The 22,982-nt window shown below is 64.3% G+C and carries 26 protein-coding genes; 11 read left to right on the top strand and 15 right to left on the bottom strand.

The features are described from left to right. The first annotated feature begins 18 nt into the window (after positions 1 to 18). Positions 19 to 171, top strand: coding sequence for a hypothetical protein (locus IVB42_RS02955; RefSeq protein ID WP_007590908.1), 153 nt, complete (start codon positions 19 to 21; stop codon positions 169 to 171). On the opposite strand, the gene IVB42_RS02950 is transcribed toward IVB42_RS02955, so the two are convergent. The 3 genes from IVB42_RS02950 to pxpB are packed head-to-tail and all read right to left on the bottom strand — an operon-like array spanning position 172 to position 2,740. Beyond that, positions 172 to 942 carry a 5-oxoprolinase subunit PxpA gene (locus IVB42_RS02950; RefSeq protein WP_018457913.1) on the bottom strand — a complete coding sequence of 257 codons (771 nt, stop codon included), beginning with the start codon at positions 940 to 942 and terminating at the stop codon, positions 172 to 174. Positions 943 to 974: 32 nt separating this feature from the next. Next, positions 975 to 2,012 carry a biotin-dependent carboxyltransferase family protein gene (locus IVB42_RS02945; RefSeq protein ID WP_018457912.1) on the bottom strand — a complete coding sequence of 346 codons (1,038 nt, stop codon included), beginning with the start codon at positions 2,010 to 2,012 and terminating at the stop codon, positions 975 to 977. Beyond that, complete coding sequence (gene pxpB / locus IVB42_RS02940) at positions 2,009 to 2,740, bottom strand: 5-oxoprolinase subunit PxpB (RefSeq protein ID WP_247395501.1); 732 nt, start codon at positions 2,738 to 2,740, stop codon at positions 2,009 to 2,011. The genes IVB42_RS02945 and pxpB overlap by 4 nt, the downstream gene beginning before the upstream one ends. 245 nt (positions 2,741 to 2,985) lie before the next feature. Between pxpB and IVB42_RS02935 the strand changes: the two genes are divergently transcribed. Both IVB42_RS02935 and IVB42_RS02930 read left to right on the top strand, forming a co-directional pair. Next, the gene (locus IVB42_RS02935) at positions 2,986 to 3,684 is read left to right on the top strand and encodes a ribonuclease activity regulator RraA (protein WP_018457910.1); all 699 of its coding nucleotides are present in this window, start codon (positions 2,986 to 2,988) and stop codon (positions 3,682 to 3,684) included. Positions 3,685 to 3,709: 25 nt separating this feature from the next. Further along, entirely contained in the window at positions 3,710 to 4,114 is a 405-nt protein-coding gene (locus tag IVB42_RS02930) for a cupin domain-containing protein (protein WP_018457909.1), read from the top strand. A 144-nt stretch (positions 4,115 to 4,258) separates the two neighbouring features. Here IVB42_RS02930 and IVB42_RS02925 read toward each other — a convergent pair whose 3' ends face one another. The 3 genes from IVB42_RS02925 to IVB42_RS02915 form a co-directional block, all read right to left on the bottom strand. After that, positions 4,259 to 4,609 (bottom strand): hypothetical protein, encoded by a 351-nt coding sequence (locus IVB42_RS02925; RefSeq protein ID WP_007590916.1) that lies wholly within the window; start codon positions 4,607 to 4,609, stop codon positions 4,259 to 4,261. A gap of 177 nt (positions 4,610 to 4,786) precedes the next feature. Continuing rightward, a complete protein-coding gene (locus IVB42_RS02920) occupies positions 4,787 to 5,650 on the bottom strand; it encodes a DUF2147 domain-containing protein (RefSeq protein WP_018457908.1) in 864 nt (287 codons plus the stop codon). A 172-nt stretch (positions 5,651 to 5,822) separates the two neighbouring features. Next, on the bottom strand, positions 5,823 to 6,605 hold the full coding sequence (locus IVB42_RS02915) for a transporter substrate-binding domain-containing protein (RefSeq protein WP_018457907.1): 783 nt from the start codon (positions 6,603 to 6,605) through the stop codon (positions 5,823 to 5,825). A gap of 138 nt (positions 6,606 to 6,743) precedes the next feature. Here IVB42_RS02915 and IVB42_RS02910 point away from each other — a divergent pair, with 138 nt between their 5' ends. After that, positions 6,744 to 7,241, top strand: coding sequence for a DUF1993 domain-containing protein (locus IVB42_RS02910; RefSeq protein ID WP_247395692.1), 498 nt, complete (start codon positions 6,744 to 6,746; stop codon positions 7,239 to 7,241). A 33-nt stretch (positions 7,242 to 7,274) separates the two neighbouring features. Here the strand turns inward: IVB42_RS02910 and IVB42_RS02905 are convergent, their stop codons facing one another. From IVB42_RS02905 to IVB42_RS02880, 6 genes are all read right to left on the bottom strand, one after another. Continuing rightward, entirely contained in the window at positions 7,275 to 7,772 is a 498-nt protein-coding gene (locus tag IVB42_RS02905; RefSeq protein ID WP_026233461.1) for a hypothetical protein, read from the bottom strand. Positions 7,773 to 7,956: 184 nt separating this feature from the next. After that, positions 7,957 to 8,946, bottom strand: coding sequence for a hydroxyacid dehydrogenase (locus IVB42_RS02900; RefSeq protein WP_018457904.1), 990 nt, complete (start codon positions 8,944 to 8,946; stop codon positions 7,957 to 7,959). Positions 8,947 to 8,979: 33 nt separating this feature from the next. After that, on the bottom strand, positions 8,980 to 10,080 hold the full coding sequence (gene ugpC / locus IVB42_RS02895; protein ID WP_018457903.1) for a sn-glycerol-3-phosphate ABC transporter ATP-binding protein UgpC: 1,101 nt from the start codon (positions 10,078 to 10,080) through the stop codon (positions 8,980 to 8,982). A gap of 6 nt (positions 10,081 to 10,086) precedes the next feature. Further along, entirely contained in the window at positions 10,087 to 10,998 is a 912-nt protein-coding gene (locus IVB42_RS02890; protein ID WP_018457902.1) for a carbohydrate ABC transporter permease, read from the bottom strand. Continuing rightward, positions 10,998 to 11,936, bottom strand: a complete 939-nt coding sequence (locus tag IVB42_RS02885) for a sugar ABC transporter permease (protein WP_007590928.1) — start codon at positions 11,934 to 11,936, stop codon at positions 10,998 to 11,000. Before IVB42_RS02885 ends, IVB42_RS02890 begins: the two co-directional genes overlap by 1 nt. Before the next feature lie 147 nt (positions 11,937 to 12,083). Next, positions 12,084 to 13,424, bottom strand: coding sequence for an extracellular solute-binding protein (locus tag IVB42_RS02880; protein WP_247395504.1), 1,341 nt, complete (start codon positions 13,422 to 13,424; stop codon positions 12,084 to 12,086). 483 nt (positions 13,425 to 13,907) lie between these two features. Here IVB42_RS02880 and IVB42_RS02875 point away from each other — a divergent pair, with 483 nt between their 5' ends. Both IVB42_RS02875 and IVB42_RS02870 read left to right on the top strand, forming a co-directional pair. Then, complete coding sequence (locus tag IVB42_RS02875; protein WP_247395505.1) at positions 13,908 to 14,711, top strand: Spy/CpxP family protein refolding chaperone; 804 nt, start codon at positions 13,908 to 13,910, stop codon at positions 14,709 to 14,711. 111 nt (positions 14,712 to 14,822) lie between these two features. After that, entirely contained in the window at positions 14,823 to 15,200 is a 378-nt protein-coding gene (locus tag IVB42_RS02870; RefSeq protein WP_026233459.1) for a response regulator, read from the top strand. Positions 15,201 to 15,262: 62 nt separating this feature from the next. Here IVB42_RS02870 and IVB42_RS02865 read toward each other — a convergent pair whose 3' ends face one another. The 3 genes from IVB42_RS02865 to glk form a co-directional block, all read right to left on the bottom strand. Continuing rightward, a complete protein-coding gene (locus IVB42_RS02865; RefSeq protein ID WP_162847220.1) occupies positions 15,263 to 15,427 on the bottom strand; it encodes a hypothetical protein in 165 nt (54 codons plus the stop codon). Positions 15,428 to 15,569: 142 nt separating this feature from the next. Continuing rightward, a complete protein-coding gene (locus IVB42_RS02860; protein WP_018457896.1) occupies positions 15,570 to 15,773 on the bottom strand; it encodes a hypothetical protein in 204 nt (67 codons plus the stop codon). A 143-nt stretch (positions 15,774 to 15,916) separates the two neighbouring features. Then, positions 15,917 to 16,888, bottom strand: coding sequence for a glucokinase (gene glk, locus IVB42_RS02855; RefSeq protein WP_018457895.1), 972 nt, complete (start codon positions 16,886 to 16,888; stop codon positions 15,917 to 15,919). A 254-nt stretch (positions 16,889 to 17,142) separates the two neighbouring features. Between glk and pncA the strand changes: the two genes are divergently transcribed. The 5 genes from pncA (at position 17,143) to IVB42_RS02830 (ending at position 22,840) form a co-directional block, all read left to right on the top strand. Continuing rightward, positions 17,143 to 17,781, top strand: a complete 639-nt coding sequence (pncA, locus tag IVB42_RS02850; RefSeq protein ID WP_247395507.1) for a bifunctional nicotinamidase/pyrazinamidase — start codon at positions 17,143 to 17,145, stop codon at positions 17,779 to 17,781. A 16-nt stretch (positions 17,782 to 17,797) separates the two neighbouring features. Beyond that, a complete protein-coding gene (locus IVB42_RS02845) occupies positions 17,798 to 18,913 on the top strand; it encodes an alpha/beta fold hydrolase (protein WP_018457893.1) in 1,116 nt (371 codons plus the stop codon). Positions 18,914 to 19,059: 146 nt separating this feature from the next. Beyond that, positions 19,060 to 21,093: an NAD(+) synthase gene (locus IVB42_RS02840; RefSeq protein WP_018457892.1), complete on the top strand. Its 2,034-nt coding sequence runs from the start codon at positions 19,060 to 19,062 to the stop codon at positions 21,091 to 21,093. A gap of 14 nt (positions 21,094 to 21,107) precedes the next feature. Further along, positions 21,108 to 21,494 carry a GrlR family regulatory protein gene (locus IVB42_RS02835; protein WP_018457891.1) on the top strand — a complete coding sequence of 129 codons (387 nt, stop codon included), beginning with the start codon at positions 21,108 to 21,110 and terminating at the stop codon, positions 21,492 to 21,494. A gap of 92 nt (positions 21,495 to 21,586) precedes the next feature. After that, complete coding sequence (locus IVB42_RS02830; protein WP_018457890.1) at positions 21,587 to 22,840, top strand: DUF1236 domain-containing protein; 1,254 nt, start codon at positions 21,587 to 21,589, stop codon at positions 22,838 to 22,840. The last annotated feature ends 142 nt before the right edge of the window (positions 22,841 to 22,982 follow it).

Here is a 22,982-nt window from a genome sequence, read left to right as displayed (position 1 = left end):
GGGCGTTGGAGATCGACCATGCGCGAACTATCGGCGGAAGCCAGGCTGCACTTCTACGCGCGCTCGCTCTCGCGGCGGACCGGTGCGAGCGTGCATCATGCCGCAATGTACAGCGCCTTCGCCGTCATCGCCGCGATCGTGTTCGGCACGCTGTCGGTACACCCGTTCTGATCACGCTCCGCGCTTGAACGGCGCGACCTCGATCCCTGCATCCTTCAAAGCCTGCCGCAGACCGCGCGCGATGTCGACGGCGCCCGGCGTATCGCCGTGGATGCAGACCGTGTCGGTGCGCATCTTGATGACCTTGCCGGTGACCGAGACCACCGCGCCGTCCTGCACCATGCGCACCACGCGGTCGGCGATGGCCTTGGCGTCATGCAGCACTGCACCGGGCTTCTTGCGCGAGACGAGATTGCCGTCGTCCTCATAGGCGCGGTCGGCGAACACCTCGTGCACCATCGGCAGATTGGCGGCTTCGCCGGCCTTCACCAGCTTGGAATTGGCGAGCACGACGAAAATCAGGCTCGGGTCGACCGCCTTGATGCCGGCGGCGATCGCCTTCGCCGTCATGTCGTCCTCGCAGGCGACGTTGGAGAGCGCGCCATGCGCCTTCACATGCGTTACCTTGTGGCCGGCCGCGGTCGCGATCGCCTGCAGCGCGCCGATCTGGTAGGCGACGAGGTTCTCGATCTCGGAGGCCTTCAGACCCGCGATCGGATGGCGGCCAAAGCCGTGCAGGTCGCGATAGCCAGGGTGCGCGCCGACCGAGACGCCGCGCGCCTTCGCCAGCTCGACCGTTCGGCGCATGATGTCGGGGTCGCCCGCGTGGAAGCCGCAGGCGACGTTGACCGAGCTCGCCAGCTCGATCATGGCGGCATCATTGCCCATCTCCCAAGCGCCAAAACCTTCGCCGAGATCGCAATTGAGATCGATCGTCTTCATGGGTTGCTCTCCGTCTCTGGTCGTCTTGTCGTTTACGGCTCGGCCGCGACCTGCCAGGTCCCGGCGTCGACGGCACTGACAGCATAGCCCGCGACGTTGGCATCGCTGAGCGCTTCGATGTTGAGCGCCACGGTGTCGGCAGAGCGCAGGCGATCGGGCAGGTTGCGGATCAGCTGCGCAAATTTCTTCGCCTCGTCCTGGGCCTCGGCCATGCTGACCGCCTTGAAGCGGAACGCCGTTCCCGCCGAGGTCTGCGCGAGACGGCCGACATCGGCCGTGATCACGGTCGCGATCTTCGGGTAGCCGCCGGAGGTGCCGCGATCCATCATCAGCGCGATCGGCGCGCCGTTGCCGGGCACCTGGATGCTGCCGTTAACCGTGCCGTCGGAGACGATGTTGTGGCCGTGCAAATGTTTGATCGCGGGGCCCTCGAGCCGGTAGCCCATGCGATCGGAGGTCGCCGAGATCTTCCACTCGCTGTCGAGGAACAGCGCCTTGTTGGCGTCGTCGAACTCGTCGTCCTGCGGACCCAGCAGGACGCGGATCGGACCGCTCGACGGCTTCGGCAGTTCGATGCGCTGTTCCGGTGCACCGCTTGCGGCATCGACGCTGAATTCGTCGTCGGCCTGCAGCGGGCGCGGGTAGGGGCTGCCGAGACCGGCACGGGCGTTGACTGCGAGACTGCCGAACACCGGCTCGCCCTTGATCCCGCCTTCGATCGCCAGATAGGTGAACGCACCGCCGCGAGCAAAACCCAGCGTCAGCGTCTCGCCGTCCTTCAGCGTCACCGATGTGTCCGTGGCGACCGGACTGCCGGCGATGTCCGCATTGCGCGGCGCGCCTGAGATCGCGACGCGCACGGCACCGTCGCGCGCGGTGAACGCGGCGCCGAACGGGCCGACCTCGACAGCGGCTGCGAACGGTTCGTTGCCGACAAGCGTGTTCGCCGCCGCGAGCGACAGGCGGTCCATCGCTCCGCTGACCGTCAGGCCATAGCGTTGCGCGCCATGGCGTCCGCCGTCCTGGACCGAGCTTGCGGGCCCGATGCTGGCGATCACGAGCCGGCTCATGCCACCACCTGCTCGGCAATGATCTCGCCGGCCTCGGCAGCGCGGTCCTGTTCCTCGAATGTCTTGTGGTCGATCGCGAAAAACGTCACGCGATCGCCGGGTTCAGTGAGGAAGGTCGGATTGCGGTGGAGCTGATAGGTCCGCACCGGCGTGCGGCCGAGCAGGTGCCAGCCGCTCGGGGCCGCCAGGCACTGGATTCCGGCCTGGATGCCGCCGATCGAGATCGTGCCGGCAGGCGTCAGCAGCCGTGGATTCTGCCGCCGCGACATCTGCAGGGATTTGTCGAGGCCGCTGAGATAGGACCAGCCCGGCGTGAAGCCGATCATGGCAACCTTGTAGTCGCCGGCGACGTGGCGCGCGACGATGTCGTCGGGTGTGGTGTTCAGCGCCTTCGCGACGTCCTCGAGGTCGATGCCGTGCTCGCCGCCATAGGCGACGGGAATTCGCCATCGGCGGGCCTTGGTGGCCGGCGGCAGCGGCCGGCTGGCGAGCGCGAGCAGCTTTTCGCCAAGTTCATCGAAGCCGATCTTGCCGGGATCGTAATGCACCAGCAGCGAGCGATAGGTCGGCACGGACTCGGTGATGCCATCGATCGGACTCGCTGCGAGCGCCTTGTCGAGCGCCAGCACGCGCTGGTTGGCGTCGTCGTCGATGGTACGGCTGAACTCGACCGTGACGGCGCTGTCGCCACTGGGCAGCAGGCGGGGCGGGGGAAGCGTCGCGGACATGGGCTGTCGAAATCGGGCTTCTGGAGATACGCGGGCTCGGCCTTGAGCTCCGCTCGTCCCTGCTTCGCGTAAATGCGCCCGCAAGTCCAATAAATTAATGCAGGGGGAGGCGATAAACCCTTGTTATCGCGACGCATAACAGCGCTGCGGCCCTGCATGATTGGTAGCTTGTTGGCCCTTGACGCAAGGCCCGCACCCCGCAAGATGCGCGTTCTTTCCCGCCCATCCGGAGCTCGTCTGTTTCCATGTCGCTGTCCCCCGAAGCCCGCAAGACCCTCGCCGGCATCACCACTGCCACCATCACCACGGTCCTGCTGAAGAAGGGCCTGCGCAACATCTGGATGCGCGGCGCGCGTCCGCTGCGTCCGGGTCTGCCGCGCCTGGTGGGACCGGCCTTCACGCTGCGCTTCGTGCCGGCGCGGGAGGATCTGGCGACGCCGGAGTCATGGTCGTCGCCGATCTCGACCCGCACCGCGATCGAGGCAATGCCGGAGGGCTGCATCGCCGTGGTCGACGCCATGGGCATCACCGACGCCGGCATCTTTGGCGACATCCTATGCGCGCGCATGATGAAGCGCGGCGTCACCGCACTCGTCACCGACGGTGTCGTGCGTGACGTCGAGGGCGTGCTCGGCACCAACCTGCCGGTCTGGTGCGACGGCTATGCCGCGCCGCCGTCAGTCGCCGGTCTGACCTTCGTCGGCTGGGGCGAGCCGATCGGCTGCGGCGGCGTTGCGGTGTTCCCGAACGACATCGTTGTTGCCGACCAGGACGGCTGCGTGCTGATCCCGCAGGCGATGCTCGAACAAGTGCTCAACGAGGGTGTCGAGCAGGAGCGGATGGAAGCCTGGATCGTCAACGAGGTGAACAATGGCGCGGTGCTCCCGGGCCTCTATCCCATGAACGCCGAGACCAAGGCGCGCTACGCAGCAAGCAAGAAGTAATCGGGAAAGAAGCGAGGTAATCCCAATGGAGATCACTGTTGCAGGCACGCGGCTGACCCGCCGCGCGCCCAAGGAAAATTTCACCGGCACCGTCTGGCAGGACCCGGTGATCATGGCGCCCGCGCCGGCACGGCTGAACTGCTCGCGTGTCTCGTTCGAGCCTGGCGCACGCACCAACTGGCATCATCATCCGCTCGGGCAGACCCTCTACGTCATCTCCGGTGTCGGCCGCGTTCAGACCAAAGGCGGGCCCGTCAGGGAGATCCGTCCCGGCGACACCGTCTGGATTCCGCCGGGTGAGGTGCACTGGCACGGCGGATCGCCGACCAACGGCATGTGCCATATCGCCATGCAAGAAGCGCTCGACGGCGTCTATTCGACGTGGCTGGAGCCGGTGAGCGACGCGGAGTATGGGGCCGCGTTGGGCTAGCTCTCGTGCCCCGGACAAGACGCATCGCCCCGCGGCGATGCGTCGCCGATCCGGGGCCCAAAACTTTTGACGGCATCAGGACTGCTGAGTCCCGGCTCTGCGCAGCAACGCTTCTCGTCCGCTGCTTGTCCGGGGCACGACACCTTACATCCGCTCGGCGGTCCACGTTCCCGTGCACATGCTGCCGCGCCACGTGCCGGAGCCGGAGGTGCCGCTGAGGCGGCCGAAGCCGACGGCGCGCTTGATGCCGGTGCTCAAGGTGACATTGATGCTGCCGGCATCCGCGACGCGGCCCGACGCCGTCACCATTGCGCTGCTCGAGGCGATCTGACCGTTGTTGATGCCGATGGCGACGGTCGAGCCGTTGCCGCAGGTCTCGCTCGATGACGAGATGCGGACATTCCATGCGCCGTCGAATGTGCTGGCGCTGGCCTGCGCGGCCGGCAACGCGATGACTATGATTGTGGCGAAGAGAGCCTTGCGAAATCCGTTCATGACACGCCCCTAGGGTTGATTATGCGGGGATCGTGTCACGGACGCGGAACCGGCGATGTGAGGGCTGTCACGCGCGCGACGGGCTCTGTGATGTCGCGCACATCCCGGAAAGCGAGGGGTAAAAGCAAAAGGGCCCGCATTGCGGGCCCTTTGTCTCGGTCAGAGTGTCGCGGGAAGTCAGTTCACCCGCGTCCAGGTCTGGCCGCCGCAGAACATGCCGCCGAAGGCGCAGCCCTGCACGCGCAGGCGATCGGTGCCCTTCAGCGCGATGGTTGAATCGTAGGTCGAGCCGGAGTTCGGATCGAGGATCCGGCCGGACCATTTTGGGTCCTTGTTCTGGTCCTTGCCGGGCTTCATGTTGATCAGAACCTGCTCGCCATTCTGGTTCGATTTCGAATCGACCGAGTAGCCGCAGAGATTGCTGCCGCATTGCTCGATGCGGACCTTGCCTTCCTTCTCCTCGGTGAGCCAGACGCCGAGCGGTGAATTGAGGTCGCGCGTGGCCGCGGTTGCGGGAGCCGGCGGCGCGACGGCGGCCGACTGAACGGGAGCAGGCGCCGGGACAGGAGGCGGAGATGGCGCCGGCGGCGCGACTCCCACCGTCGGGGCAGCACTTGGGGTCGGCTGAGGCGGCGGCACAAGCGCCTCTTCGGCCGGAGCCTTGTTAGCCGTGGTGGCCGGAGGCGCTGGCGGGGCAGGAGGCGCCACGGCCACGGGGGCTTGGACGGGAGCTTGGACAGGGGCCTGCTCGGCCGCCGGCGGCGCCGTGACAGGTGTTGGGGCCGGCGCCGGATCGGCAGGCGGCTGCGGATCAGCCTTGGCCTGTTGCGGTGCCTGCGGGTCCGCTTTGGGAGCCCCCTTGGCATCGTTCTTGGCTTTCTTCGCCTTGCCCTGGCCGGTGTTGTCGTAGACGCCGGGGATCTGCACCGTGCCGCGGTCGGGATCAATGCGGATGGTGCGCCCGCCATAGTCGAAGGTGTACTGCGCCTGCGCAGCGGTGCTCGCCAAAAGGAATGCGGCCGTGGCCAACAGCTTCCTCATTTCGCATCTCCTGAAACAGGTGGTCCCCGCACCGACGCTTACGCCCCGGTTCGATCGCAAAAAGTGATCTAGATCACTGTCACCGTATGAGTCGTGGCTTCTGCGTTTCGGGTTCAATAACACCGGAGCCGGTCCAAAGTTTGGCCGGCACAAGCGACAGGAGGACGCGGCCCTAATCGAACCAGGCGGCGTAGATCTTCTTGTAGCTGCCGTCCTGCATCGAAATATGCAGCCATTGATCGACGAAGGCCTTCAGCGCCATGTCGCGCTGGAGCCAATAGGCCTTCTCGGAAAAATCGAACGGCTTGTCGGGATGCACCGCGCAGAGCACGCCTTGATGCTGCTTCTGCTGGTAGCGCGTCTCCGAGGCGTCGGTCATCATCAGGTCGGCATTGCCCTTGGCGATCTCGTCGAAGATCACGGTATTGTCCGGGAAGACGGTGATGTCGGCGTCCTTGATGTTGGCACGCGCGAAGCGCTCGTTGGTGCCGCCGGGATTGACGATCACGCGGGTGCCCTTCTTGTCGATGTCGGTGATGCTCTGGTATTTGCCGACATCGGCACAGCGCGCGATCGGCGTCTTGCCCTCGCGCATGATCGGCGTGGAGAAGAAGCCCTTCTTCTGCCGGTCGAGCGTGACCGAGACGCCGCCCATGGCGATGTCGAACTGATCGGCCTCGAAATCCTTCATCAGCTTCGGCCAGGCCGTCGGCACGAATTCGACCTTGACGCCGAGCGCCTTGCCGAGTGCCTCCGCCATGTCGACATCGAAGCCACTGAATTGCTGCGTCGTCTTGTCGAGATAGGTGAAGGGCTTGTAGTCGCCGGTCATGCCGACGCGCAAAGTGCCGCGCTTGACTATCTCGTCGAGGCGGGACGGCGCCGTCTGCTGTGCGTGGGCCGAAAGGTTTGCCAGCAGGACCACGGCCAAAGTCGCCAGAATTCGAATGGTCATTCGAACGATCATCTCTTTTCCACCCATGTCCAAGCTGTCATTGTGCAGCTCTCGAGGCCTGTCTTGAGGCCTGGATTTAGACCAGATGCCCGTCTCTGGCGAGGCGGAATTGAAGGGAATTTTGAAGTGACGATCTCAATGTATGACGCCTCGGTCGGACTCTTCGTGCCGTATCTGCGCAACCTCTCCGCACTGCTCGACAAGGGCGTTGCCTATGCCGAGGCCCGGAAGTTCAACCCGGCCGTCCTGCTCGGCATGCGCATGGCGCCCGACATGTACGATCTGGCGCAACAGATCGGCGAGGCCTGTCGCCACGTCACGGTCGCCGCGGCCTTGCTCGCCGACCGCGAGCCGGTGGCGCTGCCGGTGCTGGAGCACGACATGGCCGGGCTCCAGGCCCGCATCGCGACGTCAATCGAGTTCATCGAAAGCCTGCCGCGCGCAGAGATCAATGCTGCGGCGGAGCGGAATGTCTTCTTCAGGCTGAAGAACGGGACCGAGTTGCCCTTCACCGGGCGGACGCTGCTGCTGACCTTCAGCGTTCCGCAGTTCTTCTTTCACGTCACGACCGCCTACGACCTGTTGCGGCACGCAGGCGTCGAGCTCGTGAAGAAGGATTATCTCGGACGACGATAAGCCGAACCGGCATCCACTTCGCGCGAGAGCGCGCTAGGCTTCGCCCTTGCGCTCGTAATCGGCGAGCGAACTGCGGCCGGCGATCTCGCTGCGCAGCTCTTCGAAGCGCCGATGCGCCTCGTCCTCATGCGCGTCGACGAAATGCACCGCGGCTTCGCCGGTCATCGGGCCGCTGACCACGGGCACGGACTGCTCGCCGATGGTCTCGTGGACGTAGAACTGGCCGTCATCGCCGCGATGGACCGTCCATTTCAGACGGATCGCCACCATCGGCCCGGGGCCGACCTTGCTGTAGCCGTCGGCGTCGGCGTGCTCCGGCACCAGCGGCTGCTCCTCGACCACCGGATGCTCGTCGACCATCGGGGGCTCGTCCGCGACCCCATGCTCACCAGCAACCACCATTTCGGTCACGGTGACGGTCTCGGTCTCGCGCACGGTCTCGGTTTCGCGCACGACGAGGACGGGTTCAGGGTGCTCCAGGATGCTGGCGATGGTCGCCAACGCGTGGTCGGTCGGGTCGATCTCTGACAAGGGTCCATCCTCCAGCTCGACGCGGCTGGCAAGTCTGTCCCACTGCCGCCGCGGCCGGACCTATTACGCGGGTTTGATTAAGGCTGAGTGAGGGCTCGATCTGCACCAAAATGGGACTCATTCTGGCGTTCCGAAGGCGGGGGCAGCCGCCCGCCCAGGAGAACCGCCTAGCCCAGAGATGCGCTCAGCCCAGGACATCCTGATTGATGATGTTCTGCCGAATGGGATCGCCGTCCAGCACACTCAGGATGTTGCGCGCGGTCTGCTCGCTCATCCGGCTCACCGCCTCGACCGTGACGCCGGCGACGTGGGGAGCCATGATGACGTTGGGCAGCGCGAACAGCGCGTTGCTGACCGGCGGCGGCTCGACCTCGAACACGTCGATGCCGGCACCGGCGAGCTTGCCCGAGACCAGCGCGTCGTACAGCGCCGCTTCCTTCACGATGCCGCCGCGTGCGGTGTTGATGAGGTAGGATTTCGGCTTCATCCGGCCGATCCGCGCCGCATCGAACAGGCCGACGGTCTCCGGCGTCTTCGGGCAGTGGATGGTGACGAAATCGGCGTGAGGCAGCGCGGCATCGAGGTCGGCGACCGGCTCGCAGCCTGCTGCCTTGATCTCTGCGGCTGCCTTGTAGGGATCATAGACCTGCACATTCATGTCCATCGCCAGGCAGCGCTTGGCGGTGCGGGTGCCGATGCGGCCGAAGCCGATGATGAGGACGGTCTTGCCGTAGAGATCGAACGGCAGCATGCCGAGACGGTCCGCCCATTTGCCGTCTTTCACGCAGGCGTGCATCTCCTGCGCGCGTTTTGCCAGTGTCAGCATCATGAACAGCGCCTGTTCGGCGACCGAGGGCGAGTTCGCGCTGCCGGCGACCATCAGCGGCACCTTGCGGCGGGAGAGGGCGGGGACGTCGACGGCGTCGTAACCGACGCCGATCCGGGTCACCACCTTCATGTCCTTCGAGGCTTCGAGCTCGGTCTCGCCGAAAGCGGTGGCGCCGAGCGCCACGCCATGGACCGGCGCGTGGCTCTTCAGCAAGGCCTCGAAATCCCTGGCGGAGATCAGGTTCGGAAACTCGATGAGCTCGATATCATCTCGCTGGGTGAGGAGGGCGCGCGCCCCTTGCGACAAAGTTTGCGTGACAAAGATTTTCTTCTTGTTGGTCGACATCGTCCCTACCTGCGCGAGTTTCTTGGCCGGCCGTCACAAGACGGCGCCGGTCGCCTCGTTTAGCAGGTGCATATTGTTGAGGTCCATCGCCAAACGTATGGGTGCTCCGTCCTTGGCGCCCGCATTGGGATCGACACGGCCGCAGACGGGCGTGCCTTCCAGTCCGAAATAGACCAGCGTCTCCATTCCCATCGGCTCGGTGACATCAAGCACGGTGTCGAAGGTCTCGACACCCGGCTCGAGATGCGCATGCGATTCCGTGAGATGTTCGGGACGGATGCCGAGCAACAGGTTTTCAGATCGGGGCAGCGCGCTGTAACGGGCGGCGCGGGCCGGCGGCAACGGGAATGAGATGCGATCCGTCAGGCGGACGTTGAGCTTGCCGCCAACGTCCTCGAGACGGCACGGAATGAAGTTCATCGCCGGCGAGCCAATGAAGCCCGCGACGAAGCGCGTCGCCGGCTTGTGGTAGAGCTCGTTCGGGGTGCCGATCTGCTCGATCCGACCCTTGTTCATCACCACGACGCGATCAGCCAGCGTCATCGCCTCGACCTGGTCGTGGGTGACGTAGACCGTCGTGGTGCGCACTTTCTGGTGCACCTTCTTGATCTCGATCCGCATCTGCACGCGCAGCTTGGCGTCGAGATTGGACAGCGGTTCGTCGAACAGGAAGACCTTTGGGTTGCGCACGATGGCCCGCCCCATGGCGACGCGCTGGCGCTGGCCGCCGGAGAGCTGCTTCGGCTTGCGGTCGATCAGGTCGGTGATGTCGAGGAGGCGGGCGGCTTCCGTCACCCGCGCCTTGATCTCGGCCTTGGGATAGTGCTTGAGCCGCAGCCCGAACGACATGTTCTCCGCGACCGTCATATGCGGGTAGAGCGCGTAGTTCTGGAACACCATCGCGATGTCGCGATCCTTCGGCGGCACGTCGTTGACGACGTCCCCGCCGATCATGATGTCGCCGTCGGTGATGTCCTCGAGTCCCGCGATCATCCGCAAGGTCGTCGACTTGCCGCAGCCGGAGGGGCCGACGAGCACGATGAACTCATGGTCTGAGATGTCGAGATCGATGCCGCGCACCGCCTCGACGTCGTCGTACCGCTTGACCACCTTCCGCAACGCAACCTCAGCCATAAGACATCAACCCTTTGTCGCGCCGGCGGTCAGGCCGGCAATGTAATAGTCCATCAGGAAGGCGTAGATGACCAGCGGCGGGGCAGCGCCAAGCAGCGCGCCGGTCATGATCTGCCCCCAGTTGAAGACGTCGCCCTTGATCAGCGTGGTGGTGATGCCGACCGGCAGCACGAGCTGGTCGATGGATGTCGTGAACACCAGCGGATAGAGGAACTGCGCCCAGGACACGGTGAAGGCGAAGATGGTCGCTGCGATCAGGCCAGGGAGGGCAACCGGAATGAAAATCCGCGTCAGGGTCTGGAGCCAGGAGGCGCCGTCGATGAGAGCCGCCTCGTCCAGCTCCTTCGGGATCGAGGCGAAATAACCGATCATGATCCAGGTGCAGAACGGCACGGTCAGCGTCGGATAGATGAACACCAGCACGTACCAGCGGTTGAGAAGGGTGATGCCGGTGACGTCCTGGACCACCGCGAGCATCTTGAACAAGGGAATGAACAGGAGGCTGTCCGGGATCAGATAGGTGAGAAAGACCCCGGTCGCGAGCGTCGCCGAGCCCCAGAACTTCATCCGCGCCAATGCAAACGCCGCCGGAATGCTGATCAGCATCGTCACGATCACGACCACGATCGAGATCATCGACGAATTCCAGAAGAATCGCAGGAACTGGTTCGAGGTCAATAGCTCCACATAGTTCGACAGCGTCGGATGAAATACCCACCACGGATTGGTGGCGGCCGAGATCTCCGCGCTGCTCTTGAGCGAGGTGATCAGCATGTAGATCGGCGGGATCAGGAAGAAGATCGCAAACAGCACCAGGAAAAAGTAGGACCAGCGCAGCGCCCAGGTGCGGTCGCGGCTCATGCTTCGAAGCTTGACCTTGCGTGTCGGTCCGGCCTTGTCGATTGCGAGCGTGCTCATCAGGCTTCGTTCCCACGTTTGTTGACATCGCGCAGGATGAAGACCGCTGCGACGGCGAGGATCGGCACCATGAACAGCGAGACGCAGGCGCCGAGCGGAATGTCGCTGCTCTGGATGCCGACCTGGAACGCCCAGGTGGCGAACAAATGCGTCCGGTCCAGCGGACCGCCGGAGGTGAGGATGCGCACGATGTCGAAATTGGCGAAAGTGACGATCAGCGAGAACAGCGTGGTGATGGCGATGATGTTGCGCATCATCGGCAGGGTGATGTGCCAGATCTTCTGCCACCAATTGGCGCCGTCGATCGCTGCGGCTTCGTAGAGCTGGTCGGGTACGGATTTCAAGGCGGCCAGGTACATGATCAGGAAGAACGGCGCGCCGTACCAGACGTTGACGAGGATGACGGAGAAACGCGCCCAGAAGGTGTCACCGAGCCACGGGATCGGACCGATGCCGAAGAACGACAGCGTATAGTTGAAGGCGCTGTAGGAGGGATCGAACAGCCACAGCCATGCCAGCGTGCTCATCGCCGGTGGGATCACCCAAGGCACCAGCAGCATGCCGCGCCATTTACGTTGCTTCTTGCCGGGAATGTTGTGGACGAAATGCGCGACGATGAAGCCGATCAGCGCCTTGAAGACCACGGCGGTAATCGCAAAAATGCAGGACTGTCTCACCACCATCCAGAACGTTTCGCGCTTGAACAGGAAGGTGAAGTTGCTGAGACCGACGAACTTCGTCATCGCCTTGTTCAGCGTCGCCAGGTAGACCGAATAGAAGGCGGGATAGAGCACGAGCAGGGCGATCAGGAGGATCAGCGGCAGCGTCAGGAAGAACGCGACGGTCGATTTCCGTCCCATTGCATTGCGCAGGCTCGCCCGTTTGCGCGGGCTCGCAGCTCGAGCGGGACGGCCTTGCTCAACGACGACATCGGCCATGACGTTAGCCTCTTTTGCAGGACACGTAGCAGGACATGTAGGACGGCGAAGCCGGCGCAGCCGTCGGCTTCATTCGGCAAGCGGATCGAGCGAGTGTGCCTCGGCGGCTCACGCGCGAAGCGTGAACCGCCATGGCACATACCCGGCTCAGGTTCGCATGAAGCCTTCGCACTCGCCTTCGGCCCAGGCGAGCGCGGTTTCCAACTTCTCTCCTTGCGCAAAGCGCAGCGCCATCTTGGTCAGCGTCGCCTGGAAGTAGATCTGCTGGGCGATCTTCGGCGGCGCCGGAGACGCGGCGATCGACATCGTCTGCTGCTTGTAGGGATCCGGATAGTGGAAGAGCGTGCCCTTCGGCGGCCCTTCCTCGGCCCAGGTCTTGAACTTCGTCATGTTCGCGTAGGCCGGCAGATCGTACCCGCCGCTCGCCGCGACGAACTTCTCGATCGCCGCCGGCGAGGACAGGTGAACAAGCAAGCTCTTGGCCGCTTCCTTGTTTTTGCCAAAGGCCCAGACGCCCCAGAAGTACGGCAGGAAGGGCGCAAAACGTCCCTTCGGACCGGACGGGAAGCCGTGCGTCCAGCACTGTTCGGCGACTTGCGGTGCGTCGCGCTTGGCGACCGCCCAGGCACTCGGCGGATTCAGGATCATCGCCCCGCGGCCCGAGATCAGCCATTTGTTGTTGGAGGCATCGTCCCAGGACGGCGCGTCGGTGGGCAGGACGGCGATCAGCTTCTTGTAGAATTCGAGCGCCTGCCGCACTGCATCGGTCTTGACGGTGATATCGCCCTTGGCGTTGACGAGCTCGGCGCCGAACGACTGGAAGATCGCGCCGGCGGTGTCGACGCTGTCGGTGGTCTCGCCGAGACCGATGCCGAAGGGGAAGCCGGCCTTGTGGCAGGCCTCGGCCGCCTTCAGGAACGTCTCCATGGTCCAGTTGTCTGCTTTTGGCGGAGCGCCGACTGGATACATCTCCTGCACGTCGATGCCGGCGTGTTTCTTCATGAGATCTATGCGGGAGCAGGGGCCCTTGATCTGGCTTCCCGGCGTCGCGGGCACTGCGAGCCATTTGCCGCCCGACCGCCCGAGATATTTGACGGTGTCGTTCACCTCGCCGTTCTGCTTGATGAGCGGCTCCATGACGTCGTTGAGCGGTTCGAGATTCTCGGAATAGGCGTGCGGCCACCAGCTCGGCATCTGGAGAATGTCGTGACCGGACTTGGCCTGGGCTTCGGCCGCTGCCGTCAGCTCGATCTTCTTGTTGTTGCTGGTGATGTAGTCGATCGAGACTTCGACCTTCTCCTTCTCGCCCCATTCCTTGACGAGCGCGGTGGAGGCATCGTTGGCGCCGGGCACCCAGTGGTCCCAGAAGCCGATCGAGAGCTTGCCGGCGGCGTAAGCGCCTCGGACATAGGGCGCCGTGATCAGCGCCGCGGAGGATATTGCAGTGGCAGCCACAAATTGACGTCGCGTCAGTGTCTTGCGTGACATCTCGTTTCCTCGCTTGGGTGTTTTATTGTTCTGGCGTTCCTCTGAACTCTTCCGAGTTCTGCTTTTGATTTTCTTTTCGAAAGTTTCTTGTTCGACGTTTCTTGTTGATGCCGTCGGCTTCGAAGGCAAATTGGTAGCGCGATCAGATCATGATTGATTGCGTCTGTCGAGAAAACCGAACGGCTTGCGCCTAGAACTAACGTTGTGTCCGGGAACGCGGCAGCGCCCTCGACCTCATGCGCGGACCATGAACCACGGCCGGTTGTTTTGCGACGCACACTTGGCGCTGGCGCGCCCGACCGACATGTGCGCAATTACGCCGCAGTTTCCAAGGAGCCTGCATAAGCACCTCGCGGCAAACACTTTTCGGGCGTGGATAGCATTTGTCGGCGCCTAGACCTCGAAGCGGTGAAAACGATAGAGTTGCAGCTGGCGGGTGGTTCTCATCCCCAAGAGCCTAATCAGATCGAGATGGAGACCAGAATGATCAACCCGGCGCCGCCCGCGCGGCTTTACCTGCGACGATGGTTCGCGCTGGGGTCCGTTTTCGTGTTGCTGCTCGGCGCAGCCGCGGTGGCGAATGCTCAAGGCCTGGTCAAAGGGGTTCAGGAAGGAGCGGCGGCCGGGAACAAGGCGGCGGGTCCGGTCGGCGGTGTGCTCGGCGGCGCGATCGGCGGTGTGGTCGGTGTGTTCACCGGCGTGCTCGGCGTTGGCAATAATGGCAATCAGGCGCCTGCCGCCAGAGATCCGAGCAAGGATGCAAGCAAGGATGCAAGCAAGGATGCGGCCAAGGACGCCAAGCAGGGCGCCGGCAAGGACAAAGATGCCAAGAGCGCCAAGGCGGGCAAGGGCGCCAAGGCGAGCAAGGAGGCGAAGAACGCGCCGCAGGACAAGGATGTCACGGTCCTCACCCAGACCGGCGCGCCGCAATTGACCGCCGACCAGATCGTCACCAACAGCGACTCCTATATCGAGCGGATCAAGACCGAGCTGAACCTCACGCCCGAGCAGGAGAAGCACTGGTACGGTTTCTCGAGCGCCATGCACTACCTCGGGCATAACGGTGCCGAGCGGCTCAACCTGCGGGTTGCGCGCGCCAAGCGGGATCCTCCCGACGACATCGTCGAGCAGATGCGCAACGAGGCCCAATTCCTGATCGACCGCGCTGCCGACCAGCGCAATGTCGCCGACGCCGCCGAGCCCCTCTATTCGAGCCTCGATGACAAACAAAAGCAGGTGTTCGTGCAGGAGATGGTGCGGCTCAGCCACGAACGAGGATTGGATTGATCAAGTGGAATCGGATCGGGCGCGTCGAATTAACGGACCCCGCCACGAATTCGTGAATGCTCTTCGCAATTCGGTTATGATTAGCTTGGGAAGCTGATGGGCGGGGTTGATATGGCGGACGGACTCTCCGTTTTCCTGGTCGAAGACGAGACGTTGATCCGGATGATGATGACGGACATGGTGGAGGAACTCGGCCACCACGTCATCGCGGAAGCGGATAATGTTCGGGACGCCAGCGCTTTCGCCATGACCGCGCAGTACGATCTTGCGATCCTCGACATCAATCTCAAGGGCCTCTACGTCGATCCGGTCGCCGATCTGATCGAGCGTCGCGGGAAGCCGTTTTTGTTCGCCACGGGCTACGGTCCGGAGCTGCTGCCGTCCTTGCTCAGGCGCCGGCCGATCCTGCGCAAGCCGATTTCGATCGATCAGCTCAAGGCGATGATCGATTCGATGTTTCCGGAAGCGGCAGCGAAGACGCCGAACTGAGACCAAAATGAAAATGGCCGCCCATCAGGGGCGGCCATTTCGCGACGGAATTCGTCGCGGCTTCACATCAGGCCGGCGCCGAGATCGATGCCGCGCGCCATCAGGCCGAACGAGGCGACCAGGCCCGTGCAGCAAAACAGCAAGATGGTCTTGAACGAAGAAAACGAAGAATCGGCCAAACGCGTTTCGCTGGTGGCCGGCATCGCGGCGATCGAAATCATGCTCATGTTCATTCCCCCCTTTGTTGCCCCTGAATTGGATCAGGTGGGGAACTCCTAGAGCAAAAAGTTTGACGCGAGCTTTCGAGGGATCGTTAACGAAATCGCAATCGATACCGCATTTTCGGGCACTGGAGTGCGATCACGCGTTTCAGTGGCGCCCGTTCTTCAGCACCGTGGCGATGGTGTGGGCCGTCATGGCGGCGCGGTCCGAAGCGCGCTGGGCTGCGAGGCGGTCACGCGCCTTTTCCTCGATCAAGAGCTCGATCAGGGCCAGCCGCTTGCCCTCGTCGTCCGCCTCGAGCAGCAGGCGGTGATAGCGGTGATAGTCGAAACCCAGATCCTGCTTACGCATGTCACGCCCCCGCAACTACGCCACGCACAAGCTAGGATTGTTTCTCATCCGGGACGTGCGCGCAAGCACGATCCCGCGTCGCGCGCGCGTGCCGCGCAATCAGCTGTGCATGACTGGAACCCGCGGACGGAGGCGCGCGCCGTTTAAGGCTGGTTGTGCTCCGCGAACATCGTCAGGCCGAGGAAACTCGCATCAGGTTTCGTGACCAGTCTGGTCGGGATGTCGCGCAGATAGTCCTGGAAGCGTCCCTTGGCTTCGAAGCGCGCCCGGAATGCGGAGGCTGCGAGGAAGTCAGGAAAGCGCGGCACGATTCCGCCGGCGATATAAACGCCGCCGCGTGCGCCGAAGGTCACCGCGAGATTGCCCGCGACCGAGCCGAGGATGGCGCAAAACATCTCCAGCGTCTTGCGGCTGAGCTCGCAACTGCCTTCCAGGGCGGCCTTCGTGATGGCGGCAGCATCGCGATGCGGCACCTGAGCGCCTTCCACCTCGGCCAGCGCCTCGTACAGGCTTTGCAGGCCCGAACCGGACAACGCGCCACGCTCGATGGAGACATGGCCGAGGCGTCGGCGCATGCACGCGATCACGCGTTCCTCGCGCTCGTCCTCCGCCGGCAGGGTCGCGTGGCCTGCCTCGGTGACGACGGCCAGCCGTGAGCCGTGGCGCTCGACCAGGCAGGACACGCCAAAGCCGGTTCCAGGGCCAACCACCAGCAACGGCTCTCCGGGAAGGCCATCCTGTCCGCCGAGCGGGATCAGGTCGGCGGGCTGCAGGGCGGGCAGGGACCAGGCCACCACCTCGAAATCGTTAAGAACATGGACGCTGTCGAAGCCGAGGGCCGGCTGAAGCTCGTTGCCGTCGATGACCCATGGGCTGTTGGTCATGACGCAGCGGTTGTTGGTCACCGGTCCTGCGACGGCCAGCACGGCCCTTGGGGGCGGTTGGCCGTGGCAGCGACGCGCGAGAACATCGGCAATGGCTTCCCGGACGGTCGGGAAGTCTGCCACTTTGACGTAGTCGATCGGTCCGGTCTGATCGCCCTGACTGAGCGCGAAGCGCGCATTGGTGCCGCCGATATCGGCGAGAAGAATCTGTCCTGTCTTGCCGATGGTCATGTGCGTATGGCTGCCGCAGCCTTTCCGGCTGCGGGAACCGCTTCCTCCGCTCTATCCGATCGCAAGACGCGAACGGCTGTCAGAATCCGTCCCCGGGTGGATCTAGTCAACACGCATCAGCCCAAACCGTTGCATCCCGGGACCGACGGGGCGCATTCGCGCAGATCGCCGCACCTTCTCGTTGGTTGCGAAGCAGCCCGGGAAGATCGACACTGCAGACGTGCCTTCGGCGCCGCTCGCGCGGATGGCCTGGAATGGACCTTGCGATGAAGATTTCCGACCGCGACGTGCTGCTGGTCATCGACGTGCAGAACGATTTTTGCACGGGCGGGGCGCTCGCCGTGCCCGGCGGCGAGAAGGTCGTCCCCGCCATCAATCGGATCGCCCAAAAATTCGCCAATGTGGTGCTGACCCAGGACTGGCATCCCCGCGATCATGTCTCCTTTGCGCCGAACCATGCGGGCAAACAGCCGTTCCAGACCATCGTGCTCGACTACGGCGTCCAGGTGCTGTGGCCGAGCCATTGCGTGCAGGGCACCGCAGGCGCCGAATTTCATCGCGATCTCGACGTCACCCGCGCAAATCTGGTGGTGCGGAAGGGATTTCGGCGCGGCATCGATTCCTATTCGGCGCTGTTCGAGAACGACAGGACAACGCCGACCGGCCTGCTCGGATATTTGCGCGAACGCGAGTTGAACACCGTCTTCGTCGCCGGCCTCGCGTTCGACTTCTGCGTTCGCTTCTCGGCGGACGATGCCCGCAAGGCCGGGTTCGAGGTCGCCGTCATCGAGGACGCCTGCCACGGCATCGATCTCGACGGCTCGGTGGCCGCGACCCATCAGAGTTTTCGCGAGCGCGGTATTTCGCTCGTCAGCTTCGAGGCCTTCCTGTGAGGACCGTGGGATAGCCATGGCGGAGAAGACCGGCAAACAGCTGCGCGCACCGGAGCCGGTCCCGGATGACCCGCTGCTGTGGCCGTTCGCTGCGGCGCGGATTGCCATGGACGCCTGCTTTGGATGGCTCGAGCGCGGCCCGTCGGAGCTGGCCGACAGCAGCCTGCCTTGGACCACGCCCAACTCCGTCGCGCTGGAGCTTGCGACCATGCGCCTGCGTAATTGCGCGCGGACGGGGGCCGGCCAGCCGGCACTGGTCTGCGCGCCCTATGCGCTGCACCGGGCCCTGATCGCCGACTTCGCGCCCGGCCACAGCGTTGTGCAGTCCCTGCAAAATGGCGGCATCGACCGGGTCTATCTCACCGACTGGCGCTCGGCCGCACCCGACATGCGCTATCTCTCGATCGACAGCTATCTCGGTGATCTCAACGTCGCCATCGACGAAATCGGCGCGCCGGTCGATCTCGTCGGCCTGTGCCAGGGTGGCTGGCTCTCGCTGCTCTATGCGGCGCGCTTTCCCGCCAAGGTGCGGCGGCTGGTACTGGCTGGCGCGCCCGTCGACCTCTCCATTGACTCCAGGCTGTCGCAGCTCGCCCGCAACGCGCCGGAGATGGTCTACGACCAGCTCGTCGCCCGCGGCGGCGGCAATGTCAGCGGCGAAGAGATGCTGCGGCTCTGGTCGAAGGCACCGAGCCGCGACGACATCGCGACGGCGCTGCAGAGCGACCTCTCCGGCGAGGACGGTGCGGCGCTGCTGGCACGCTTCGAGCGCTGGAATGCCGAGCCCCTCAATCTGCCCGGCACCTACTATCTCGAGATCGTCAACTGGATTTTCCGGGAGAACCGGATCGCGCGCGGCCAGTTCACGGCACTCGGCCGCGGGATTGATCTGAAGGACGTCAAGGCGCCGGTCTTCCTTTTGGCCGGACTCGATGACGACGTCGTGCCGGCTGCGCAGGCGCTCGCCACCGCCGGCTTGCTCGGCACACCGCCGGCGTTCATTGCGGCGGCCTCCCAGCCCAGCAACCATCTTGGCCTGTTCATGGGCGCGCGGACCCACGCCCATGCCTGGCCCCGGATCGCCGAGTGGCTGCGCGACGATCTGCCCGGCATGCTGGCGCGCAGAGCCTGAGACTGCCTCAAGGGCACGGCCGGGCAGCGAAGCTGCAAATCCGTTATGCATGCCGTTGAATGGCCTGCACGGGGCCATGTCGATGGGTTAAATGGAGTCCAGAGCCGGCGGAGGCCGGTCGCGACGAGACAAAGGGACTGTGCTCGATGAGTTTCCACTCGATCTATGCCCACGGATTTGCGCGCGTGGCGGCCTGCGTCACCACCTCTCATGTGGCTGATCCCACGGCCAACGCAGCTGCGGTTCTGGCGGCGGCGAAGGACTGCCACGCGCAGTCGGTGGCGGTTGCCGTGTTCCCCGAGCTCTGCCTGTCCGGCTATGCAATCGAAGATCTCGTGAAGCAGGATCCGCTGCTCGATGCGGTCGAGCGCGGGCTTGTGGCCATCGTCGAGGCATCCTCGTCCCTGATGACCGTCCTGATCGTTGGCGCGCCGCTGCGCTTTGGCAATCGGATCTACAATTGCGCGGTCGTCATCCATCGCGGCAAGATCCTCGGCGTGGTGCCCAAGAGCTACCTGCCGACCTATCGCGAATTCTACGAGGGGCGGCATTTCGCCTCCGGCGCCGGCATCGTCGGAGAGATGGTCGCCTTTGGCGGGCTGCATGCCCCGTTCGGCGTCGACCTCCTGTTCGCAGCCGAGGACGTTCCGGGCCTGACCATCGGCGTCGAGATCTGCGAGGACATGTGGATCCCGGTAACGCCGGCCTCCGAGCTCGCGCTTGCGGGCGCGAGCGTGCTGATCAATCTCTCGGGCAGCCCGATCACGATCGGCCGCGCCCGCTCGCGCGCGCTCTTGTGCCAATCGACGTCGGCCCGCTGCCTCGCGGCTTACGTCTATTCCGCGGCCGGGGCAGGAGAATCGACCACGGATTTGGCCTGGGACGGCCAGACCTCGATCTACGAGAACGGCGTGCTGCTGGCCGAGGGCGAGCGGTTCCGCCAGGGCGGCCAGATCACGCTGGCCGACGTCGATCTCGACCTGCTCAGGCAGGAACGCGCGCTGATGGGTACGTTCGACGACAATCGCCGGCAGCGCGAAGCCTTCTTCCGAAAAGTCGGCTTCGCCCTGAAGGCGCCGGCCGCCGATATCGGCTTCCTGCGCAAGGTCGAGCGCTTTCCGTTCGTGCCGAGCGACGAGAGCCTGCTCGAGCAGGACTGCTATGAGGCCTACAACGTTCAGGTCGCGGGCCTCGTCCAGCGCATGCGTGCGACCGGTACCAAGCGCGTCGTTATCGGCGTCTCGGGCGGACTCGATTCCACCCATGCTTTGATCGTCGCCGCTAAGGCCGTCGACCTTCTTGGCCTGCCGCGAGAGAACATTCTCGCCTACACCATGCCGGGCTTTGCCACCGGCAGCGACAGCAAGACCAATGCGCTGGCGCTGATGAAGGCGTTGCAGACGAGTTGGCAGGAGCTCGACATTCGCACCACGGCGACGCAGATGTTGAAGGACATCGGCCATCCCTTCGGCAAGGGCGAGAAGGTCTATGACGTCACATTCGAGAATGTGCAGGCGGGTCTGCGCACGGACTATCTGTTCCGGCTCGCCAACCATCATGGCGGCCTCGTGATTGGCACCGGCGATCTCTCCGAACTCGCGCTGGGCTGGTGCACCTATGGCGTCGGCGATCAGATGGCGCACTATAACGTCAACGCCGGGGTGCCGAAGACGCTGATCCAGCATCTGATCCGCTGGGTGATTGCCTCCAAGCAGTTCACCGACGACGTCAACCAAACGCTTGGATCGATCCTGTCGGCCGAAATCTCGCCGGAGCTGGTTCCGGCTGAGCCCGGCGAGAAGCCGCAGAGCACGGAAGCTTCGGTCGGCCCCTACGAGCTCCAGGATTTCAACCTGTTCTACACGCTGCGGTTCGGCATGCGGCCGTCCAAGATCGCCTTTATGGCGCTGCAGGCCTGGAAAGACGTTGCCCAGGGCGAGTGGCCGCCGGCATTTCCGACCGACAAGCGCAAGGCCTACGATCTCAAGGAAATACGCCGCTGGCTGGAGGTGTTCTTGCGCCGCTTCTTCGCTTTCAGCCAGTTCAAGCGCTCGGCGATGCCGAACGGACCCAAGGTTTCGGCCGGCGGCTCGTTGTCGCCGCGCGGCGACTGGCGTGCGCCGTCGGATTCGAGCGCTGCGGCGTGGCTTGAAGATCTCGAGCGGAATGTGCCGGTTTGAACGGGAGATGAGCGATGTCGGCCGGCGATGGGCTCGAGCAGGGCGGCAACCCACAGAAGGTCCTCAACGGCCTCTACATCTTTGAGATCGAGATGCGCGACGGCAAGCGCGGCCAGGCCAAAGGCGTCGTCGTGCTCTGCGATGGCCGCATCATGGGCGGCGACAGCTATTTCTACTACACCGGCAGCTACACCTTCCGGAACGGGAAATGGCGTGGCGACATGACCGTCAATCAGCACACCGAGGCCGTCGGCAAGCCGCTCGCGTTCGGCGGCAGGGAAGTGACCTGCGGCTTTTCCGGCGACTATTCCGCCGACGGCGCCGAAGTCGAAGGCATGGCGCTGGTTGGCAAGACCAGCGTGACATTCACGGCGCGGCTCACGCTGAAGGACCCGATGTGAGACCCGCGTGATCAGCCCTCGTTCCTGATCAGGAACCTTCGCACCCACAGAACGTTCGCGTCTGTTGTTGCGAATTTTCCAGGAGAGGGACCATGCGCAAGCACTTGATGTTATCGACCGCGGCTATCGGACTGATGCTTGCTTCCGGCTTCGCCTACGCCCAGGCGCCCGGTGAGCGAAGGGACGAGCCGAGACGGACCGAGGAGCCGGCGAAAGGTGCCGGGCCGCAACGCGGCGGCGCCCAAGAACGGGTTCAAGAGCGCGCGCAGGGCGCCCAGGAGCGATTGCAGGGTGCGGGCCGCGAGGAGAAGGGCGGCGCTGCCAAGCAGGACGCGAGTGACGACAAGCGCCAGCCGGCCAGTTCTGCCGAGCGCAACCAGCCGAAGTCGAAGGATCAGGCCCAGGAATCTCGTGAGCCTTCGCGCGATCGCAACCGTGAGGCGGAGAGCCCGAAACCGGGACGCGACGGCAAGAACAGCGCCGAGACGAAGCAGGACAAGTCCGCGCCGCAGAAATCAACGGCCGAGTCCGAGAAGTCCAAGTCCGGCACGTCTGGCCAGCAGAACGAGCGCACGGGAGCTGCGGCCAACCAGAACGAGCGCAACCAGACCCAGCCGCCGCGCAACGCGGCCGAGCAGCAGCAGCCGGCGCAACAGAACAACCGACCGGCCACAGCGACCGACACGAACCGGACGGCCCCGACCAACAATGCGCAGACCGCGCCTGCCACTTCAGGCACGCAGACCAATCAAGCCAATCAGACGCCCCAGACCAACACGCAGGCCAATCAGCAGACTCAGGTGACGTCCGAGAAGCAGGTGCGGATCTCCGAAACGGTGAGCCGCGCACGCCTGGCGGAGCCGGAGCGTAATCTGAACATCTCGATCCGGGTCGGTGAAACCATTCCCTCGCGCGTGCGCCTCCACAGGCTTCCGCCCGAGATCGTCGCGATCGAGCCCGAGTATCGGGACTACGAATATTTTTCGACGGGCGACGACGTCGTCATTGTGGAGCCGCGGACGCATCGCATCGTCAGCCAGGTGCCCCGCGACCCCTCACGAGCCCGCGCCCAGATGAGCGGCGGCACCTCATCGAGCATGGCGGCCGCCGGGGGCAGCAATGTGAACTGCCAGATCATGCGGCGTGACGCCTCGGGTAATGTGGCCCAGGCAGAACCCTCGACCGTGGGCTCGACCGCGCGAACGGACTCCCTGAGCGTGACTGTCCAGATGCCCGGCGGCGGCTCATCCGCGCCGATCGCCCTCGGCGCTCCCGCGGGCAACATCGTGGTCGCGACGCAAGGGCAGGGCGACTGCACGGTGACGATCGAGCCGCAGACACGCTAGCGCCGTGTCGGCATAACGACGCCAAAACGACTTCGCGCCGCACGGCTGATCAAGCCGGCGGCGCGAAATCACGTTCAAACTAGAAAGTCCCGAGGTCCGGAGTGCCTAGGAGTCCGGACCTCGTAACCTTGCCCCAGCCTTT

Source organism: Bradyrhizobium sp. 45 (genome assembly GCF_023073155.1).
GTDB classification, from domain to species: Bacteria; Pseudomonadota; Alphaproteobacteria; order Rhizobiales; family Xanthobacteraceae; genus Bradyrhizobium; species Bradyrhizobium canariense_D.
Note: the sequence above shows the minus strand (reverse complement) of the source record. Positions and strands in the feature narration are given on the sequence as shown.

Excerpts from the sequence above, each read along its gene's own strand:
- IVB42_RS02955 (WP_007590908.1), top strand. The coding sequence starts at position 19 with ATGCGCGAACTATCGGCGGAAGCCAGGCTGCACTTCTACGCGCGCTCG.
- IVB42_RS02950 (WP_018457913.1), bottom strand. The coding sequence starts at position 942 with ATGAAGACGATCGATCTCAATTGCGATCTCGGCGAAGGTTTTGGCGCT.
- IVB42_RS02945 (WP_018457912.1), bottom strand. The coding sequence starts at position 2,012 with ATGAGCCGGCTCGTGATCGCCAGCATCGGGCCCGCAAGCTCGGTCCAG.
- pxpB (WP_247395501.1), bottom strand. The coding sequence starts at position 2,740 with ATGTCCGCGACGCTTCCCCCGCCCCGCCTGCTGCCCAGTGGCGACAGC.
- IVB42_RS02935 (WP_018457910.1), top strand. The coding sequence starts at position 2,986 with ATGTCGCTGTCCCCCGAAGCCCGCAAGACCCTCGCCGGCATCACCACT.
- IVB42_RS02930 (WP_018457909.1), top strand. The coding sequence starts at position 3,710 with ATGGAGATCACTGTTGCAGGCACGCGGCTGACCCGCCGCGCGCCCAAG.
- IVB42_RS02925 (WP_007590916.1), bottom strand. The coding sequence starts at position 4,609 with ATGAACGGATTTCGCAAGGCTCTCTTCGCCACAATCATAGTCATCGCG.
- IVB42_RS02920 (WP_018457908.1), bottom strand. The coding sequence starts at position 5,650 with ATGAGGAAGCTGTTGGCCACGGCCGCATTCCTTTTGGCGAGCACCGCT.
- IVB42_RS02915 (WP_018457907.1), bottom strand. The coding sequence starts at position 6,605 with ATGACCATTCGAATTCTGGCGACTTTGGCCGTGGTCCTGCTGGCAAAC.
- IVB42_RS02910 (WP_247395692.1), top strand. The coding sequence starts at position 6,744 with ATGTATGACGCCTCGGTCGGACTCTTCGTGCCGTATCTGCGCAACCTC.
- IVB42_RS02900 (WP_018457904.1), bottom strand. The coding sequence starts at position 8,946 with ATGTCGACCAACAAGAAGAAAATCTTTGTCACGCAAACTTTGTCGCAA.
- ugpC (WP_018457903.1), bottom strand. The coding sequence starts at position 10,080 with ATGGCTGAGGTTGCGTTGCGGAAGGTGGTCAAGCGGTACGACGACGTC.
- IVB42_RS02890 (WP_018457902.1), bottom strand. The coding sequence starts at position 10,998 with ATGAGCACGCTCGCAATCGACAAGGCCGGACCGACACGCAAGGTCAAG.
- IVB42_RS02885 (WP_007590928.1), bottom strand. The coding sequence starts at position 11,936 with ATGGCCGATGTCGTCGTTGAGCAAGGCCGTCCCGCTCGAGCTGCGAGC.
- IVB42_RS02880 (WP_247395504.1), bottom strand. The coding sequence starts at position 13,424 with ATGTCACGCAAGACACTGACGCGACGTCAATTTGTGGCTGCCACTGCA.
- IVB42_RS02875 (WP_247395505.1), top strand. The coding sequence starts at position 13,908 with ATGATCAACCCGGCGCCGCCCGCGCGGCTTTACCTGCGACGATGGTTC.
- IVB42_RS02870 (WP_026233459.1), top strand. The coding sequence starts at position 14,823 with ATGGCGGACGGACTCTCCGTTTTCCTGGTCGAAGACGAGACGTTGATC.
- IVB42_RS02865 (WP_162847220.1), bottom strand. The coding sequence starts at position 15,427 with ATGAGCATGATTTCGATCGCCGCGATGCCGGCCACCAGCGAAACGCGT.
- IVB42_RS02860 (WP_018457896.1), bottom strand. The coding sequence starts at position 15,773 with ATGCGTAAGCAGGATCTGGGTTTCGACTATCACCGCTATCACCGCCTG.
- glk (WP_018457895.1), bottom strand. The coding sequence starts at position 16,888 with ATGACCATCGGCAAGACAGGACAGATTCTTCTCGCCGATATCGGCGGC.
- pncA (WP_247395507.1), top strand. The coding sequence starts at position 17,143 with ATGGACCTTGCGATGAAGATTTCCGACCGCGACGTGCTGCTGGTCATC.
- IVB42_RS02845 (WP_018457893.1), top strand. The coding sequence starts at position 17,798 with ATGGCGGAGAAGACCGGCAAACAGCTGCGCGCACCGGAGCCGGTCCCG.
- IVB42_RS02840 (WP_018457892.1), top strand. The coding sequence starts at position 19,060 with ATGAGTTTCCACTCGATCTATGCCCACGGATTTGCGCGCGTGGCGGCC.
- IVB42_RS02835 (WP_018457891.1), top strand. The coding sequence starts at position 21,108 with ATGTCGGCCGGCGATGGGCTCGAGCAGGGCGGCAACCCACAGAAGGTC.
- IVB42_RS02830 (WP_018457890.1), top strand. The coding sequence starts at position 21,587 with ATGCGCAAGCACTTGATGTTATCGACCGCGGCTATCGGACTGATGCTT.